This is a genomic window from Natrononativus sp. DTA114 (assembly GCF_059736515.1).
Window position 1 is genome coordinate 1 of sequence record NZ_JCASSN010000003.1, and the last position, 14,432, is coordinate 14,432.

20 protein-coding genes and 2 tRNA genes are annotated in these 14,432 nt (G+C 65.7%); 15 read left to right on the plus strand and 7 right to left on the minus strand.

The window, feature by feature from the left end:
• The first annotated feature begins 158 nt into the window (after positions 1–158).
• A tRNA-Cys gene (locus AC6I6S_RS09825) sits at positions 159–234 on the plus strand.
• 241 nt (positions 235–475) lie between these two features.
• Positions 476–1,522: a DUF8231 family protein gene (locus tag AC6I6S_RS09830; protein ID WP_497949809.1), complete on the plus strand. Its 1,047-nt coding sequence runs from the start codon at positions 476–478 to the stop codon at positions 1,520–1,522.
• A 316-nt stretch (positions 1,523–1,838) separates the two neighbouring features.
• Here AC6I6S_RS09830 and AC6I6S_RS09835 read toward each other — a convergent pair.
• A tRNA-Lys gene (locus tag AC6I6S_RS09835) sits at positions 1,839–1,912 on the minus strand.
• Positions 1,913–1,994: 82 nt separating this feature from the next.
• Between AC6I6S_RS09835 and AC6I6S_RS09840 the strand changes: the two genes are divergently transcribed.
• Entirely contained in the window at positions 1,995–3,263 is a 1,269-nt protein-coding gene (locus tag AC6I6S_RS09840; protein ID WP_497949811.1) for an ArgE/DapE family deacylase, read from the plus strand.
• A gap of 6 nt (positions 3,264–3,269) precedes the next feature.
• Here the strand turns inward: AC6I6S_RS09840 and AC6I6S_RS09845 are convergent, their stop codons facing one another.
• Together AC6I6S_RS09845 and AC6I6S_RS09850 are read right to left on the minus strand one after the other, a co-directional pair.
• The gene (locus AC6I6S_RS09845) at positions 3,270–3,986 is read right to left on the minus strand and encodes a DUF7119 family protein (protein WP_497949812.1); all 717 of its coding nucleotides are present in this window, start codon (positions 3,984–3,986) and stop codon (positions 3,270–3,272) included.
• Positions 3,987–4,053: 67 nt separating this feature from the next.
• The gene (locus AC6I6S_RS09850; RefSeq protein WP_497949814.1) at positions 4,054–4,188 is read right to left on the minus strand and encodes a DUF8595 family protein; all 135 of its coding nucleotides are present in this window, start codon (positions 4,186–4,188) and stop codon (positions 4,054–4,056) included.
• Positions 4,189–4,495: 307 nt separating this feature from the next.
• On the opposite strand from AC6I6S_RS09850, the gene AC6I6S_RS09855 reads away from it, so the two are divergent.
• From AC6I6S_RS09855 to AC6I6S_RS09870, 4 genes are all read left to right on the plus strand, one after another.
• Positions 4,496–4,810 carry a DUF8134 family protein gene (locus tag AC6I6S_RS09855; protein WP_497949815.1) on the plus strand — a complete coding sequence of 105 codons (315 nt, stop codon included), beginning with the start codon at positions 4,496–4,498 and terminating at the stop codon, positions 4,808–4,810.
• Between the two features lie 107 nt (positions 4,811–4,917).
• On the plus strand, positions 4,918–6,708 hold the full coding sequence (locus AC6I6S_RS09860) for a nitrite/sulfite reductase (protein WP_497949816.1): 1,791 nt from the start codon (positions 4,918–4,920) through the stop codon (positions 6,706–6,708).
• 79 nt (positions 6,709–6,787) lie between these two features.
• Positions 6,788–7,069 (plus strand): DUF6360 family protein, encoded by a 282-nt coding sequence (locus tag AC6I6S_RS09865; RefSeq protein ID WP_497949818.1) that lies wholly within the window; start codon positions 6,788–6,790, stop codon positions 7,067–7,069.
• A gap of 100 nt (positions 7,070–7,169) precedes the next feature.
• On the plus strand, positions 7,170–7,664 hold the full coding sequence (locus AC6I6S_RS09870) for a DUF892 family protein (RefSeq protein ID WP_497949820.1): 495 nt from the start codon (positions 7,170–7,172) through the stop codon (positions 7,662–7,664).
• Between the two features lie 15 nt (positions 7,665–7,679).
• Here AC6I6S_RS09870 and AC6I6S_RS09875 read toward each other — a convergent pair whose 3' ends face one another.
• Both AC6I6S_RS09875 and AC6I6S_RS09880 read right to left on the minus strand, forming a co-directional pair.
• Positions 7,680–7,931 carry a HalOD1 output domain-containing protein gene (locus AC6I6S_RS09875; protein ID WP_497949821.1) on the minus strand — a complete coding sequence of 84 codons (252 nt, stop codon included), beginning with the start codon at positions 7,929–7,931 and terminating at the stop codon, positions 7,680–7,682.
• Between the two features lie 120 nt (positions 7,932–8,051).
• Positions 8,052–8,747 carry a helix-turn-helix domain-containing protein gene (locus AC6I6S_RS09880; protein ID WP_497949822.1) on the minus strand — a complete coding sequence of 232 codons (696 nt, stop codon included), beginning with the start codon at positions 8,745–8,747 and terminating at the stop codon, positions 8,052–8,054.
• Positions 8,748–8,938: 191 nt separating this feature from the next.
• Between AC6I6S_RS09880 and AC6I6S_RS09885 the strand changes: the two genes are divergently transcribed.
• From AC6I6S_RS09885 to rimI, 3 genes are all read left to right on the plus strand, one after another.
• Positions 8,939–10,399: a sodium-dependent transporter gene (locus tag AC6I6S_RS09885; RefSeq protein ID WP_497949823.1), complete on the plus strand. Its 1,461-nt coding sequence runs from the start codon at positions 8,939–8,941 to the stop codon at positions 10,397–10,399.
• Complete coding sequence (locus AC6I6S_RS09890) at positions 10,399–10,716, plus strand: DUF8026 family protein (RefSeq protein ID WP_497949825.1); 318 nt, start codon at positions 10,399–10,401, stop codon at positions 10,714–10,716. Before AC6I6S_RS09885 ends, AC6I6S_RS09890 begins: the two co-directional genes overlap by 1 nt.
• A gap of 141 nt (positions 10,717–10,857) precedes the next feature.
• Positions 10,858–11,334 carry a ribosomal protein S18-alanine N-acetyltransferase gene (gene rimI, locus AC6I6S_RS09895; RefSeq protein ID WP_497949826.1) on the plus strand — a complete coding sequence of 159 codons (477 nt, stop codon included), beginning with the start codon at positions 10,858–10,860 and terminating at the stop codon, positions 11,332–11,334.
• Between the two features lie 7 nt (positions 11,335–11,341).
• On the opposite strand, the gene AC6I6S_RS09900 is transcribed toward rimI, so the two are convergent.
• On the minus strand, positions 11,342–11,656 hold the full coding sequence (locus tag AC6I6S_RS09900) for a DUF7344 domain-containing protein (RefSeq protein ID WP_497949827.1): 315 nt from the start codon (positions 11,654–11,656) through the stop codon (positions 11,342–11,344).
• 106 nt (positions 11,657–11,762) lie between these two features.
• Here AC6I6S_RS09900 and AC6I6S_RS09905 point away from each other — a divergent pair, with 106 nt between their 5' ends.
• The 5 genes from AC6I6S_RS09905 (at position 11,763) to AC6I6S_RS09925 (ending at position 13,999) form a co-directional block, all read left to right on the plus strand.
• Positions 11,763–12,134, plus strand: a complete 372-nt coding sequence (locus AC6I6S_RS09905) for a DUF5810 domain-containing protein (protein ID WP_497949828.1) — start codon at positions 11,763–11,765, stop codon at positions 12,132–12,134.
• Positions 12,135–12,159: 25 nt separating this feature from the next.
• Complete coding sequence (locus tag AC6I6S_RS09910) at positions 12,160–12,570, plus strand: DUF5809 family protein (RefSeq protein WP_497949830.1); 411 nt, start codon at positions 12,160–12,162, stop codon at positions 12,568–12,570.
• A 75-nt stretch (positions 12,571–12,645) separates the two neighbouring features.
• Positions 12,646–13,038 (plus strand): hypothetical protein, encoded by a 393-nt coding sequence (locus AC6I6S_RS09915; protein WP_497949831.1) that lies wholly within the window; start codon positions 12,646–12,648, stop codon positions 13,036–13,038.
• Positions 13,031–13,573: an NUDIX hydrolase gene (locus tag AC6I6S_RS09920; protein ID WP_497949832.1), complete on the plus strand. Its 543-nt coding sequence runs from the start codon at positions 13,031–13,033 to the stop codon at positions 13,571–13,573. The genes AC6I6S_RS09915 and AC6I6S_RS09920 overlap by 8 nt, the downstream gene beginning before the upstream one ends.
• Before the next feature lie 60 nt (positions 13,574–13,633).
• Positions 13,634–13,999 (plus strand): rhodanese-like domain-containing protein, encoded by a 366-nt coding sequence (locus tag AC6I6S_RS09925; protein WP_497949833.1) that lies wholly within the window; start codon positions 13,634–13,636, stop codon positions 13,997–13,999.
• 122 nt (positions 14,000–14,121) lie between these two features.
• Here AC6I6S_RS09925 and yciH read toward each other — a convergent pair whose 3' ends face one another.
• Positions 14,122–14,415: a stress response translation initiation inhibitor YciH gene (gene yciH, locus AC6I6S_RS09930; RefSeq protein WP_497949835.1), complete on the minus strand. Its 294-nt coding sequence runs from the start codon at positions 14,413–14,415 to the stop codon at positions 14,122–14,124.
• Between the last annotated feature and the right edge of the window lie 17 nt (positions 14,416–14,432).

Genomic DNA, 14,432 nt, shown 5'->3' on the forward strand with positions numbered 1-14,432 from the left:
CACTCATACTACACTTTCACGCCCCACAGCGGACGCACCACAGCCACACCACACCGCGACCGCCACCCAGGGGCCATTACACCACACCCGAAGAGCAACCGCGCTCCATCGGGGCGTACCGCTATGCTTAAACGCCAGCAGTAACTACCTCGAGTCGCGCCAAGGTGGCAGAGTCCGGCCGAACGCAGCGGCCTGCAGAGCCGCCCACCGCCGGTTCAAATCCGGCCCTTGGCTTTTACCTACGATCTGTCCTCGCGAGCGATGGCTCTCGCCGGTCGACCGTTGCCCTTCGCCGGTTCGGACCACGCGATAACTTCTGAAACGTATTCGACTCCGTTTGTCGTTTCGAGTACCCGTTCTCCGGCTCGGACGAGCAGTACGAACGCTCGATTCTCGATACCGCGGGAAGACGGCGCTCGATGCTGGGCTCGAGAACTTAGTAACCGTTATACGACGCGCGGACTACGCCTCACACATGCAATTTCGAGCAGGGGCCATCTATACCGTCCTGTTCCTGGTCGTCGCTGCGGGCGCGTACGGCGTGATCGCGACCGCGGAGTCTCCAGAAGTGACGATCGACGAGGCGGACGCCGACCACCAACTCGAGGTCGGCGACGATTTTACGGTGAACGACCGCACGTACAACGTCTCCGAGCTGACCGCTGAGGGCGGCACGCTCGAGTTCGTCAACGACTCTGCGATCCTCGAGGCCGAGTGGAGCGATGGTGACACGGTCCAACTCGAGGAGGAAGGGACCGAGTACACGGTGATGATAAACCAGCCCGACGAGGCTGAAGACGAGGAGAACGAAACCGAAGAAAACGGCGAGGAAGCCGAGAACGGTGAGGAAGCCGAGAACGGTGAGGAAGCCGAGAACGGCGAGGAAGCCGAGAACGGCGAGGAAGCCGAGAACGGTGAGGAAGCCGAGAACGGCGAGGAAGCCGAGAACGGTGAGGAAGCCGAGAACGGCGAGGAAGCTGAGGACGACACCGAGTCCCCGGAGGACGAGGAAGCTCAGCCTGAATCGTTCACCCTCATCGAGGATTACGACGAGGACGAGTATCAGGTCGAGGAGTTCGAGGATGGCCAGTACGTCATCGTCGACGATGGCGACGACGAACTCACTGCGATCCCGATCCAGGACTTCGACGAGATCGACGGCCAGACCTACGAGGTCGGTGACTCGATCGAATTCTTCGATGCCGAAAGCGAGGAGGTCGTCGAAGGTGAAGTGACCGACCTCTCGGCTGAAACGGTCACCATCGAGTACGAGGGCGAGGAGATCACCGAGCACGACCTCGAGAGCGGCCAGACCGTGACGATCGACGGCGAGGAGTTCGGCGTCTACATCCCGTCGGAGGGACAAGCGTACCTGACCGAAGATGTCGACAGCTTCGAGCAGCAACATGCGGATGTCGAGGAGTACAACGAGCAGATCCACGGCCTCTGGTGGGTTGTCGTGCTGTCGCTGGTAACGGTGTCTCTGATCGCCGGACTGGCGTTCATGCCGGTTCGGGGCTAATCGCGGCCAGTAGTCGAATTTTATCGCTGGCGTCTCGGTTCGAGCGGACGCTCTCTGTCTCTCGAGCCGTCGCTTTTAGTGTCTGTGGGCCGGGCGTGACCGTGAACCCCGCTCAGAATCGCTTGCTTCGTTGCGCTTTCTGGTCCCTTTCAAATCGTTGGTCGCTTCGCTCGTCACGTTCGTTCCTCGCAGAGGCGGGCCGGGCGCGATTTGAACACACGGTCGGACGTGCTCACTCCGTTGCGCGCGACCTCCCTGCGTTCAAATCCCACCGGTTCCGATGCTCGCCGCTCGCGAATGTGCTCGCGGCGAGAAGCGGGCCGGGCGCGATTTGAACACGCGACCGTCTGGTTAAAAGCCAGACGCTCTGCCGGACTGAGCTACCGGCCCTGTACTACCATCTTTTGGGGAGTCGCGGTTAAACGTTTCTTTCTTCAGCGGTGTTTTAGTGGCGTCACTCGAGAGTACGCCTATGACACAGCCGAAACCGGGTGATTCCCTGGACGAGGAACTGCGCTTGTTCGTCGAGCAACTCTGTCGATTCGAAACGACGGCCGGTGCGGAGGCCGAGGCACAGGCGTGGATTCGTGAACGCCTCGAGTCGTTCGGCTTCGAGACCTACGAGTGGGAGGCCGATCCGGAGTTGCTGGCTGGCCATCCATCGTTTCCGGACGATCCGGCGGAAATCGATGCGGCCGACCGGCCGAGCGTGGGGGGTGTCCTCGAGTTCGGCGACCCCGCGGCCGGGCCGACGCTCGTGTTGAACGGTCACGTCGACGTGGTGCCGGCGGGCCGTGGCTGGAGCGGCGACCCGTTCGAGCCTCGCTGGGACGAGGCGAACGACCGCGTGACGGCTCGCGGCGTGGCAGACATGAAGTCGGGGCTGGCCGCGTGCGTGTTCGCGGCCCGGCAGGTCGCGGCGGGCGACCGCGACCTCGACGGACGGCTGGTCGTCGAGAGCGTTGCGGGTGAGGAAGAGGGCGGGATCGGTGCGGCCGCCGCGGCGCTGTCGAACCCGTACCCCTTCGAGCGAGACGCGGCGATCGTCGCCGAACCGACCTCGCTCCGACCCGTGACGGCGACGGAAGGCAGTGTGATGAAACGGCTTCGACTCGAGGGACGGGCGGCCCACGCGGCGACCCGCTGGCGCGGCGAGTCGGTTCTTCCGCACTTCGAGCGGATCCGACGGGCGTTTCTGGATCTCGAGGCCGAGCGCGCGAAGCGGGTCACCCACCCGCTGTACGAGGAGTTCCCGAACCCCTGGCCGGTAAATTTCGGCACCGTCGAGGCGGGACGGTGGGCCTCGTCGGTACCGGACGAACTCGTCGCGGAGATCCGGATCGGGGTTGCGCCCGGCGAATCCGTCGAGTCGGTCGAACGGGAGTTCCAACAGCGCCTCGAAACGGTCGTCGCAGCGGACGAGTGGCTCGAGGCCCATCCGCCGACGTTCGAGCGGTTTTCGATCCAGTTCGAGGCGGCCGAAACCGATCCCGACGCGCCGGTCGTCCGGGCGGTCCAGCGAGCGATGGCGGCGACGGGTCTCGAGAGAACGACACCGAAAGGAGCGACCTACGGTGCGGACAGCCGTCACTACGTGGCAGCGGGCATTCCAACAGTGGTGTTCGGCCCGGGCGATATCGAGCAGGCGCACTTCCCCGACGAGTCGATCGACTGGAAAGAGGTACGTACGGCTCGCGAGGGGCTGGCTCGAGCCGCAGAAACGTTCCTCTCCCGGCCGTAGTCGGCGTTACTCGAAGTACTCCGCGAGCGCGTCGGCGACGATTTCGCCAGGCTCGAGGCCTTCGAGCGAGGCTTCCCGTCGCAGGTCGCGGTAGGCCGCCTGTGGGAGGGTGATTTCGAACTGTCCGAGTCTGATACCTTGCTCAGCGAGTGCGTCCTCGATCGGAATGCCGTCGTTGACGGCGCTTGCGGTCCGCTGAACTTCCCGGACGGTGAGATCGTTGTCGATCGTTGCCCACGCGAGCAGGAGTCGCATCGTTCCGCCGACGCGAGCGATGTGCTTTGCGGCGGAGGGGGCGATGTGGCCGAGCGCGACCTGTCGGCGTACCGATCGCGGCAGATCGTGAACGCGCGCCCACTTTCGGATGAAAGAGACGGTGACCTCCTCGGCGGGTTCGCCGTCGGCGCTGTGACTCGCGCGCTCGGCTGCGGCTTTGTAGGAGCCCTCGCCGCGGACGAGCGCCGCACAGGCGGCCGCACCGCGGAGCATGTAGAGGTTGTCGTCGACGGTGCCGCCGGCGAACTGGCGGACGATCTCGGCCGCCTCGGCGAGACTCTCCGGGTCCGACGGATCGAACTGGACCGCATCCCTGGCGTGGCGCCCGGTAACCGACTCGTCACCCCGGATAACCGGTGCGCCGACGGGAGACTCGCGGTCCGTCGGGATCGGGCGATCCCGACCGGTTCCGTCTCGAGTACGGCCGTCGGGAGACTCCTCAGTCATTGTGCGTAATAGGGTGGTCGACGGCAAAAACCCTCTCGTGCGGTGCGGGCGCTTCGCGTCACCGCCGTCACTCCTCGCGATGCTCGGCCAGGTGTTCCCAGATTTCGGTACAGCCGGCGCCGGCCTCGACCTCTCTAAGGTGGGCGTCGTCGCGTTCGTCCTCGCCGCTGTGATCGGGGACGGACTCTGGAGTCTCCGTCATCGGTCGCGTTCCTCCGTGTACAGTTCGGGGGCGACGTCCGCCGAGACGTGCTGGCGTGCGCCGAGTCGGGTCCGTTTCGCGTCGGTCATGAATCTACTCTCCCTTTCGCTGAGAGCCGCATAAGCGACGCTACGGGAGCAAACCCTACCCGGGCTCGAGCCTCCCGGAATCGGTTGCCGCTACCTCCGATGCACCGCGTGGCTCGAATCAACTCCCGTCGTTCGATTTCTCCGGTCGGGGGCGTCTCGAGGCCGGTAACGATTGCACGGGCCGACGGAGGGAGGCCGTCCCAGGCCGAAGCGAGGCCATGGTAATCGCACTGCGAACGCTCGACGACGGGGCGTGGATCAGCGTCGACGACAGTCGAGAGGTAGGCGTCAGCGACGTCTGGACGCTCTCTCGGGGCGACTTCTGTGCGTGTGCGCCCGCACACGTTCTGCTCGAGGGTTTCACCGACGTCGGCGTCGACGGCTCGACGGTCGTCGCCGGAACGATCGGGCAGTGTCTCGACTGCGGGAAACGGGAGACGATCGACCGCTTACCGGTCGGCCGGATCGTCGACGGCGAGTTCAGCCCGTACGGGCCGTACAACGTCCAGTCGACGCTCGAGGGGTCGGTCTGATCGTTGCTCGATCCGGGCCGGCAAATACGGCCGGGAGGACCGAGAGGTGGGGAGAACTGACGCGACGCGCGGCGGTTTATGGGTGTCGTCCGTAGCGGCGGACAAGAATGCCAAGCGACGTCGAGCAGTGGAAGGACGAACTCTACGGCACCGATATCCGGGCCGAGATCGAACGCATCGCCGACGCCGGCTGGGAGTCGATCCCCGACGACGAGAAAGACGCCTGGTTCGAGCGGTTCAAGTGGTACGGACTGTACCACCAGCGCGCCGGCCAGGAGAGCTACTTCATGATGCGGATCGGCCCGCCGAACGGGGTCCTCGAGCCGGGACAGCTCCGCGAGATCGGCGAGATCGCGCGGGAGTTCTCGACCGGTCCCGCGGAAAACCCCGAGTTCGGCAACGGCTGGATCGACGTGACGACCAGGCAAGCGATCCAGCTGCACTGGATTCGTCTCGAGGAGGTCCCCGAGATCTTTGAGCGCCTCGAGTCCGTCGGCCTCTCGACGGTTCAGGCTTGCGGGGACTCCTGGCGCAACATCGTCGGCTGTCCGGTCGCCGGCAAGGACAGACACGAGCACGTCGACGCGCTCTCGCTGGCCCACGACCTTCACGATCGGTTCAAGCGAAACGACGCGCACTCGAACCTGCCCCGGAAGTGGAAGGTGTCGGTGACGGGCTGTGACGAGGGCTGCGGCCAGGGCGACATCAACGACCTGGCGTTCGAACCGGCCGAGAAGGAGGTAGACGGCGAGACGGTAACTGGCTACAACGTCCGCGTCGGCGGCGGCCTGGCTCGGAACGAGCCACGCTTCGCCCGGAACATCGACGTCTTCGTCACCCCCGAGCGAGCGGTCGACGTCGCCGCCGGCATCTCGGCGCTGTTCCGGGACCACGGCGACCGGGAGAACCGCTACAACGCCCGGATCAAGTTCCTCGTCGACGAGTGGGGTCCCGAGAAAGTTCGGCGGGTGCTTCAGGAGGAGTACGTCGAGTTCGAACTCGAGACCGCCGGTGAGGACCTCCGATCGGCGTACAGCTACAACGCGGGCGAGGCCGACGGCAAGCACGATCACGTCGGCGTCCACGAGCAGGCCGACGGGAACGACTACGTCGGGCTGAACGTCCTCGTCGGCCGGATCGGCGCCGAGGAAACCCTCGAGATCGCCGACCTGGCCGAGGAGTACGGCTCCGGCGAGGTGCGCCTCACCCAGCGCCAGAATATTATCCTGACCGACGTTCCCGAGGAGGCTGTCGATGACCTGCTCGCCCACGACGTTTTCGACCGGTACAGCCCCGACCCCCATCCGTTCCAGCGCGGTTCGATCGCCTGCACCGGCACCGAGTTCTGTTCACTCTCGATCGTGGAGACGAAGAACCGCCAGGTGCGCTTCTCGCGCTGGCTGGTCGAGAACGTCTCCCTCCCCGAGGGCGTCGAGGACTTCCACATCCACCTCTCGGGCTGTACCGCCTCCTGTGCCCAGCCTCAGATCGCCGACGTCTCGCTGCGCGGGATGAAGACGCGCAAGAACGGCGAGCCGGTCGAGGCGCTCGACATCGGCCTCGGCGGCGGCCTCGGCGAGAACCCGCAGTTCGCCTCCTGGGTGACAGAACGGGTCCCGGTCGACGAGGTTCCGGGAGCGATCAAGAATCTGCTCGAGAACTTCGTGGCCGAACGATCGGGCACAGAGAGCTTTCGAGAGTTCGTCGCCGCCCGCGACGACGAGGAACTGGCCGCGCTAATCGAACCCGAGGAGACGAGCTACGAGGACCCGTTCATGCACAACACGAAACGGACTTGGTACCCCTACGCCGAGGAGGACGACCTCGAGGCCAGTCCGGCACCCGCCCGGGCCGACGGCACCCGCCCGGGCCGACGGCACCCCGATCACGTCGGATGACTGAGCGCGATTCGAAGCCGCCGAAACGGCGCGTTCGGAAGCCGCGGCGCTCAAGTATCTCCGTGGCCTGCCTCGAGCAATGACAGACCGACTGTTGCGCGTCAACGCGTACACGACCCTCGATCTCGTCGACGCCGTCGCGACGGGTCACGAGTTCGAGGAGCGTGCCGAGGGTGTACTCAACGCGACCGCCGACCGAGAGGACCCCGATTGCGTTCGCCTCCAGTGCGAACTCGACAACATGACCGAAACGAACCTGCCCGCCCACATGGAGGAGTTCCAGCTCACGCCGACGCAGGCCCGGATGCTCGCGGCCGACCTGCAGAAACACGCGGACAGAGTCGACGACGAACTCGAGTAGCGACTCGCATCGCCGTCACGTCCCCCGATTACGCGAGTGCCTGCCGTCGCAGGCCAACCCTGTTTGTCGGTGTCTGGTGAAGCGGGCGACGGTGGAACCGATGAGCACAGACACGATTCAGGATCTGTTCGAGCACGGCGTCGAAGACATCTATCACGCGGAGCACGAACTCCTCGAAGCCCTCGAGACGCTCGAGGAACACACCGACCGCGAGGAGATCGCCCAGGCGTTCGCCGAGCACCGCGAGGAAACGCAGGGGCACATCGACCGACTCGAAGAGGTGTTCGACCTGTTCGGCGAGCCACCCGAGAAAGAGGAGTGCGAGGGGATCAAAGGGTTGATCGAAGAGTACGAAGGTTTCCTCGAGAGCGACCCCGACCAGGACGTCCTCGACTACCACAACATGGCTGCCGCCGAGAAGACCGAACACTACGAGATCGCCGCCTACGGCAACCTCATTCCGCTGGCGGATCAGTTGGGGCTGGACGAGGCGGCCGATCTGCTCGAGGAGAACCTGCGCGAAGAACAGGACGCCCTCGACGAGTTGAAGTCGCTCACCGAGGAGTTCGATATCGGCGCGATTCCGGCCGAGTAGGGGGTGTTGGGGCCGTTAGCGGTTCTCGTCCGCCGGCCGGAGTTCGAACTCGCGGCCGGTGACGTCGACCCGATGGCCGGCGTACTCGAAGGAGATCGAAACGGGGTGACCGTCGCCGCTCACGGCAATGCGGTCGAGTGCTTCCGGATTGATCGTATCGTACAGCGTCGGGAGATCGGTAACGGCTCTCCCGGACCGATCCGCGATCTCGAGAACGATCGCGGTGCTGAGCGAGGCGTGTTCGTAGCCGCCGTCCGTTCTTTTCAATCGTTGTCGTGTCACTGCTGGTCGTGCCTGGGCCATGATCGAGCTGTGTGCCGTCGGGCCCGTCCCGACGGGATACTGTCAGTATCCGTCTCGATCGCCTAAGCGCACTGCCTATACTCATTAGTCGCCCGCGGAGATGCACTCGCCCGCCGTCGCCTCGAACAGCGAGTCGACCAGTTTCTGTTCTGCGCGTCGCAGGTGCTGGCTGAAGGTCGGCTGGGAGATGCCGAGGGCCGTCGCACACTCCGCTGCCGTACTCTCGCGGGGCCAGTCGAAGTAGCCGCTCGCGCTGGCCGTCCGGAGCGCGCGTCGCTGTTTGTCGGTCAGCGAGTCCAGGAGCGCCGGCCCGTCGGCCGCGGCGATGCCGGGTAGCCGCCCGCTGGCAGTGCGCTTCGCTGAGAGCTCCGCAGCCGGGTGACGCTCGAGGAAGGTGTCGATCACGTCGCTCGCGTCGGCGTGGACCGGAACGTCGGCGAGGACGGTCGCGACGCCGTCGACCGCGACGGCGGACCGGATGGCGGCCTCCGTGTCGGCGAGCGTCGCTGCGACGCACGGGCCCGTAACGACGACCTGGTAGAAATCGCCCTGGGCCGTCGTCCTGAGCGGACGGACGCTCTCGACGTGGGGGTCGGCCCTGAACGCCTCGAGGACGGCGTCTTGCGGCGCACCGGTCGCCGTGAAGTACTCGAGGAGGGTGTCGTCCGATCGGTGGATGACCTCCTCGCCGCGGATCGTACACCCCGCAGCGTCGGAGGCGGTGATGAACGCACAGGGGCCGTCGCGAAGTTTGAACTCGAGTTCGACTGGAGAGGTCACTTCGAGGGGTAGGTTTCGAGCCCGTGAAGCCGTTCTCCCGTCACTATCAGGGTCGTTCCGTTCTCGAATCGAGCGGCGCGGTTCGGAGGGAACTGGCTCGTGGGTCAGTAACAGTCGATTAACTGGTCAACTCTCGTGGAGGAACGGTAACGTATACCACGCTGGCTGTTGACAGACTGAACTGATCGACGATGGCAGACGTAGAGGCGAAAACGGCTCGAGCCGAGTGGGGTTCCCGGTTCGGTTTCCTGATGGCAATGATCGGCGCCATGGTTGGCGCGGGGAACATCTGGCGGTTCCCGTACGTGATGGGCGACAACGGTGGCGGGGCGTTCATCGTTGCGTTTTTCGTCCTCCTGATGCTGCTCGCAGTTCCGGGACTGATGGCCGAGGTCGCACTCGGGCGCTACACGAACAAGGGCGTCATCGGCGCGTTCCGCGACGTCGTCGGACCCGGCGGGCTGGTCGGATTAGGTGTCGTCGTCTTGCTGGTGAACATCGCGCTGATGTCGTACTACTCCTCGGTGATCGGCTGGACCCTCTACTACGCGGTCCACTCGCTGCTGTTTACGTTCACTCAGCCCGGTTTCGAGGCCGAACCGTTCATGAGCGCCATGTTCGCGAACTCGGCGCTCGTCATCGGCCTGCACACGGTGGTGATGGGAAGTATTGCGGCGGTTCTCATCCTGGGTATCCGACGGGGTGTCGAACGCGTCGTCGTCTACGCGGTGCCCGCGCTGGTGATCGCGCTCGTCATCATGACGATACGCGGCCTCACCCTGCCGGGAGCGACCGACGGCCTCGCGTTCGCGTTCACGGTCGAGTGGGAGTTCCTCGGCTACAGCGACACCTGGATCGCCGCGCTCGGGCAGGCACTGTTCTCGACCGGCCTCGGCTGGGGGATCGCCCTTACCGTCGGGAGCTACCTCCGGGAGTACGACGACGTCCCCCTCGGTGGCGGCGTCTTCACCGCCATCGGCGAGTCGAGCATCGGCGTCCTCGCGGCGCTCGCGATCTTCCCGATCGTCTTCGCGGTCGGCGTCGCTCCTGACGAGGGGCCGGCGCTCACGTTCATCTCGCTCGTGCAGGTGTTCCCCGAGATCCCCCTCGGTGGAATCGTCGCGATCATGTTCTTCGGCGGCTTCTTCCTCGCGGCGTACACCTCGGGGCTGCTCATCACCGAGGTGAGCGTGACGACGGTCGCCGAGGAGACGCGACTCGATCGCACGCAGACGGTTCTCGCGGTCTGTGGCGGCATCTGGCTGCTCGGACTGCCCAGCGCCTACTCCGTCGATATCCTCGACTTCCTCGACGTCATCTTCGCCAACTGGGGGCTGCCGCTGGCGACGCTCGCGATCATCGGCATCATCGGCTGGGTGCTCGGCCCCGAGCGGCTTCGCCTGCTCGCGGTCAACCAGAACGCGGGGATCTACGTCGGGAAGTGGTGGAACCCCGTGATCAAGTTCGTCATCCCCGCCGTAATGATCTTCATCATGGCGTACTTCGCCGTCGAGAACTTCGGCAGCCCCGAGATGATCGGCGGTATGCTCGTCATCGTGCTGTTCCCGATCATCGGCTACGCGATCATGTCGATCGTCGAGGGCCGCGGCGGCCGCCCGGAGACGGCCGAAGTGCCGGGGGGTGACGACTGATGGCGCTCACCGGCGAAGTGATCGCCGTGCTCTCGTTCACGCTGCTCGCCTTCTGGGGCGTCGCAGGCTGGGCGCTCGTTCGAACGCTGCGCCAGGAAGGGCGCAAGGTCGAGATCCTCAGACACCAGGACCGGATGGACACCTACTCGCCGAAGGCGCTCGAGGATCTCCGCGAGTGGATCGAGGAGAACCCCGACGACCCGCTGGCCGACGAGGCGCGCGCTCGCTACAACGAGTGTGTGACCGTTCTCGAGACGACCGACCGCCACTACTACGACTGGTCCGACGAGGAGATCGCTCGACTCGAGCCCCTGTAGCGTCTGTGCCCCCTCTGTACTGTCGTCAGTTCCGGGGCTCGCGACCCGTTCTGTGGTCCGCCGGGAAACAGGGACAGCCGACAGTATCGGTATACGAACCGACGCATATCGCTTTTATATCTCAGCGTGCTAGTCGTGTACGTGACCTCGCCTGCAGCGGAGCCGGGTGACGAACTCACTATCCGGCGGACCGAACGTGCCGACCTGCTGGCGATCATGCGGATAGAGGACGCCTCGTTTCCCCAGCCCTGGCCCTACGAGGCGTTCGAACAGTTCCTCGCCGAGCCCGGATTTCTGGTCGCGACCGAACCGACGGGCCAGATTGCGGGCTACGTCGTCGCCGACCTGAACTCGAGCTACGGTCGAAACATCGGCCACATAAAGGACATCGCAGTCCACCCCGGGCGGCGAGGGCGCGGTATCGGGTCGGCGCTGCTCGGCCGCACCCTGGAGATTCTCGCCAGTCGCGGGGCACACTCGGTAAAACTCGAGGTCCGCCGGTCGAACGACGCCGCACAGCGGCTCTACCGCGAGTTCGGATTCGACTCGCTGCGGCGGATTCCGGGCTACTACGACGACGGTGAGGACGCCCTCGTCATGATTCGGGCGGTGCGGTGATCCGGGCTCACTCCTCGAGGATCTCGAGCGCCGCGCTAGCCGCCGTCGGCGCGACCGTTCCTGACTCCGGCTCCCACTCGACGAGCCTCTCGTCGGCGAGCGCGGGCAGGTGGACGTGCGTGAGGTCGACTCGAAGCTCCTCGCGGGACGCCCCGTTGTCGAGTCGCTTCGAGACGGCGTCGACGAACTCGTCGCGCTCGAGCGGGCCGCCGGTTTCGGTGAGCACTGTCAGCACGCGTCGACGTTCGGCGGCCGCGAGCGTGCGGAACAGCCGCGGCGGGACCGATCGACCGGCGATCGCCTCGTCTGGTGTGTCGCCCATAGGTGGGTAAGTGGCCTGTGCGGTGAACGGGCTCGGCCTGCGTCCGCAGCCGCTTTTTCCGTGGCCGGACGTGGCCGTTTTACCGCTGGCCTCCGTAACGGCGCCCATGGGATACGCCTGCCCGGTCTGTGACGCCGAACAGGCCGACGCGGTCCACCTCGCGAACCACCTCGCGATCACCGCCTCGCTCGGCCGCACGGATCACGAGGAGTGGCTCGCGGAGTACGCGCCGGAGTGGTCCGACCAGGGACCCGAGGAGCTCGCAGACACCGTCCGCGAGTACGCCCTCGAGACCGAGACACCGGAGTTCGCGACTGAGGGCGGCGGCGCCCCCTCGCTCGAGACCGAGATCGCCAGACAGAGCCGCCACGGCGGTCGCGGCTCGATGACCGAGGAGACCGCCCGCGTTCTCGAGGAAGCACAGGAACTCACCCGGAAGCGCCGGGAGGGCGACGCCGACGGGAACGAAAACGCGTAACTGCCCGCCGACCGAGGAGCCGAGTATGCACACGGTGGGAGCGTTCGCACCCGATTCGATCGACGACGCCCGCGAGCGGTACGATTCGGTCGCGACGGCGGCCAGTACTGTCGTCCGCGAGACGGCGCGCGCGATGGAGTTCGACCGCGCGGAGTACGGCGACCGGGTATCCGACGACGTCGTCGACACCGCACACGACGCCCTCTTTGCGAGCCTGCTCGAGGTCCACGTCGGCACGCGCGAGGAGTACGAACGCTGGCTCGAGGGCTACGACGGCGAGGTGACCGCGGTCGGCAACGAGAACGTCGACAGCGTCGTCTGGCACGCGGGTCCCGACGGCGAGGCAGTGGCCGCGACGTTTCACGAGAAGGAGGACGCCGCCGTCGCGACCCTCCGCCGACAGGCGTTCGGGCGGCTCTACCGAGAGTCGCTGTAGGACGACGGTGCGGCTTCGGCGGCCCCCGCTGCCCACACGAAACGCGTATGCGCCCCCGGTCCCGAGTTCTAGCCGATGCGAACGCGGTACCTGCTGATCCTGCTCGTCCCCCTCGTCGTCCTGCTCGCGTTAGGAGCGCTGCCCTCGCTGCTCGGCGGCGGCGACACCCACTACGTCGTCGCCCACGAGGTCGATGACGTAGACGGGGACACCGAAACGATCGCCGCGGAGAACATCTCGGAGAACCGGTTCCCGTACACGACTCAGGCGCTCGAGGAGGGCGCCTCCGACTCCTACGAGGAGGGCCGGTTCGGGTTCAAGGAGTCGTTCACGCACACGCCGTTCGACGAGTTCAGCGAGTTCCAGATCTGGAACGCCGACGCCGTCGAGAGCGACACGGTCTGGATCGAGAAAGACGGTAGCTACTACCGTCTCGAACTCACAGAGTCGTCCGAAACAGATGAGTGACGACGGCTCCGAGGGGTGGCCGATCCGCGACTCGGTCACCGAGTACGAAACCGACTGGTACGACGGCGGCTACGACCTGGTCGAACAACCCGATGGAAGCGAGAAGCGTTACTACTGGGCCGAACTGCCACCGGCGGTCGTGATCGTCGCCCGCACCGACGACGAGGTGATCTTCGTCGAGCAGTACCGGCCCGCGATCCGCGAAACCCACCTCGAACTCCCCGCGGGGATCGTCGAGGACGGCGAGTCCTACACCGAGGCCGCCGCGCGCGAACTCGAGGAGGAAACCGGCCTTATCCCCTCGAGCCTCGCCGTACTCCAGGAGTACTGGGTCGCGACCGGAGTGCTCCGTCACGAGCGGGCGATCGTCTACGCCGACGGCCTCGAACCGGGCGAGCGCGACCTCGACGGCAACGAGTTCATCGAGGTCCGGCCGGTGCCGGTCGAAGACGCACTCGAGCGCGCCCGGGAGGGGCCGGCCAACGACGCGACGATCGACGGCCTGTTGCTGGCGAAGGAGGACGGCCTGCTGTAAGGGGGCAGGCGTCGCGCAGTCCCGATGTTCTTATTCGCCTCGCGTCCCAACCTCGCGCCCATGGACGGCGAGATATCCACCGACGACGTCTCCGACCTCCTCGAGTCGGGCGCCGACGTCCGGATCGTCGATATTCGCGACTCGATGAGCTTCGAGCGGGGACACATTCCCGACAGTGAAAACGTCCCGTTCAACGAACTCCCCGCCCGGATCGAGGAGTTCGAGGACGCAGACCGGGTCGTCACGGTCTGTCCGCACGGAAAGGCGAGCGTCCAGGCCGCCCGTCTCATCGGCTCCTACGAGGGGGCGGCCGACGCCACCGTCGAGAGCATGGCCGGCGGGCTGGACGAGTGGGCGGAGACGTACGAACTGGCCTCGAGCGACGGCGAAACCGAGTCGACGGACGGGCCGGACGCGCCGTTCTGACGTCTGCGCTAGAGCACCGGTCCGTGGTCCGCACGCCGATCGCGAGTGCTGGGGCGGGTTTCGATCATAAAAATAGTCGGTGGCGAGAACTCGCCGTGTGGAGGCGATCTCAGATCATCGGATCAGGCGACGTTGAAGCCGCGGTCTCGGAGGAAATCCTCGATGCGGCCGGTGTGGTTGCCCTGGAGTTCGATGTGGCTGTCCTCGACGGTACCGCCACAGGCGAACTTCGATTTCAGGTCCGACGAAAGGCTGTCGAGATCGACGTCCTTCGGGTCGAATCCTTCGATGATCGTTACCTCCTTACCGTATCTGCGCTCGTCAATGCGGATGGTGAGTTGCTGCTGACCCTTTGCGACGTCTTCACAGACGCAGAGTTCTTGGGGCAGCCCGCACGTCGAGCAGACTTCCGACATTACGTCCGATGGTACGA

Coding starts and splice junctions, on each gene's coding strand:
- AC6I6S_RS09830 (WP_497949809.1), top strand. CDS start 476: ATGCAATTTCGAGCAGGGGCCATCTATACCGTCCTGTTCCTGGTCGTC.
- AC6I6S_RS09840 (WP_497949811.1), top strand. CDS start 1,995: ATGACACAGCCGAAACCGGGTGATTCCCTGGACGAGGAACTGCGCTTG.
- AC6I6S_RS09845 (WP_497949812.1), bottom strand. CDS start 3,986: ATGACTGAGGAGTCTCCCGACGGCCGTACTCGAGACGGAACCGGTCGG.
- AC6I6S_RS09850 (WP_497949814.1), bottom strand. CDS start 4,188: ATGACGGAGACTCCAGAGTCCGTCCCCGATCACAGCGGCGAGGACGAA.
- AC6I6S_RS09855 (WP_497949815.1), top strand. CDS start 4,496: ATGGTAATCGCACTGCGAACGCTCGACGACGGGGCGTGGATCAGCGTC.
- AC6I6S_RS09860 (WP_497949816.1), top strand. CDS start 4,918: ATGCCAAGCGACGTCGAGCAGTGGAAGGACGAACTCTACGGCACCGAT.
- AC6I6S_RS09865 (WP_497949818.1), top strand. CDS start 6,788: ATGACAGACCGACTGTTGCGCGTCAACGCGTACACGACCCTCGATCTC.
- AC6I6S_RS09870 (WP_497949820.1), top strand. CDS start 7,170: ATGAGCACAGACACGATTCAGGATCTGTTCGAGCACGGCGTCGAAGAC.
- AC6I6S_RS09885 (WP_497949823.1), top strand. CDS start 8,939: ATGGCAGACGTAGAGGCGAAAACGGCTCGAGCCGAGTGGGGTTCCCGG.
- AC6I6S_RS09890 (WP_497949825.1), top strand. CDS start 10,399: ATGGCGCTCACCGGCGAAGTGATCGCCGTGCTCTCGTTCACGCTGCTC.
- AC6I6S_RS09900 (WP_497949827.1), bottom strand. CDS start 11,656: ATGGGCGACACACCAGACGAGGCGATCGCCGGTCGATCGGTCCCGCCG.
- AC6I6S_RS09905 (WP_497949828.1), top strand. CDS start 11,763: ATGGGATACGCCTGCCCGGTCTGTGACGCCGAACAGGCCGACGCGGTC.
- AC6I6S_RS09910 (WP_497949830.1), top strand. CDS start 12,160: ATGCACACGGTGGGAGCGTTCGCACCCGATTCGATCGACGACGCCCGC.
- AC6I6S_RS09915 (WP_497949831.1), top strand. CDS start 12,646: ATGCGAACGCGGTACCTGCTGATCCTGCTCGTCCCCCTCGTCGTCCTG.
- AC6I6S_RS09920 (WP_497949832.1), top strand. CDS start 13,031: ATGAGTGACGACGGCTCCGAGGGGTGGCCGATCCGCGACTCGGTCACC.
- AC6I6S_RS09925 (WP_497949833.1), top strand. CDS start 13,634: ATGGACGGCGAGATATCCACCGACGACGTCTCCGACCTCCTCGAGTCG.
- yciH (WP_497949835.1), bottom strand. CDS start 14,415: ATGTCGGAAGTCTGCTCGACGTGCGGGCTGCCCCAAGAACTCTGCGTC.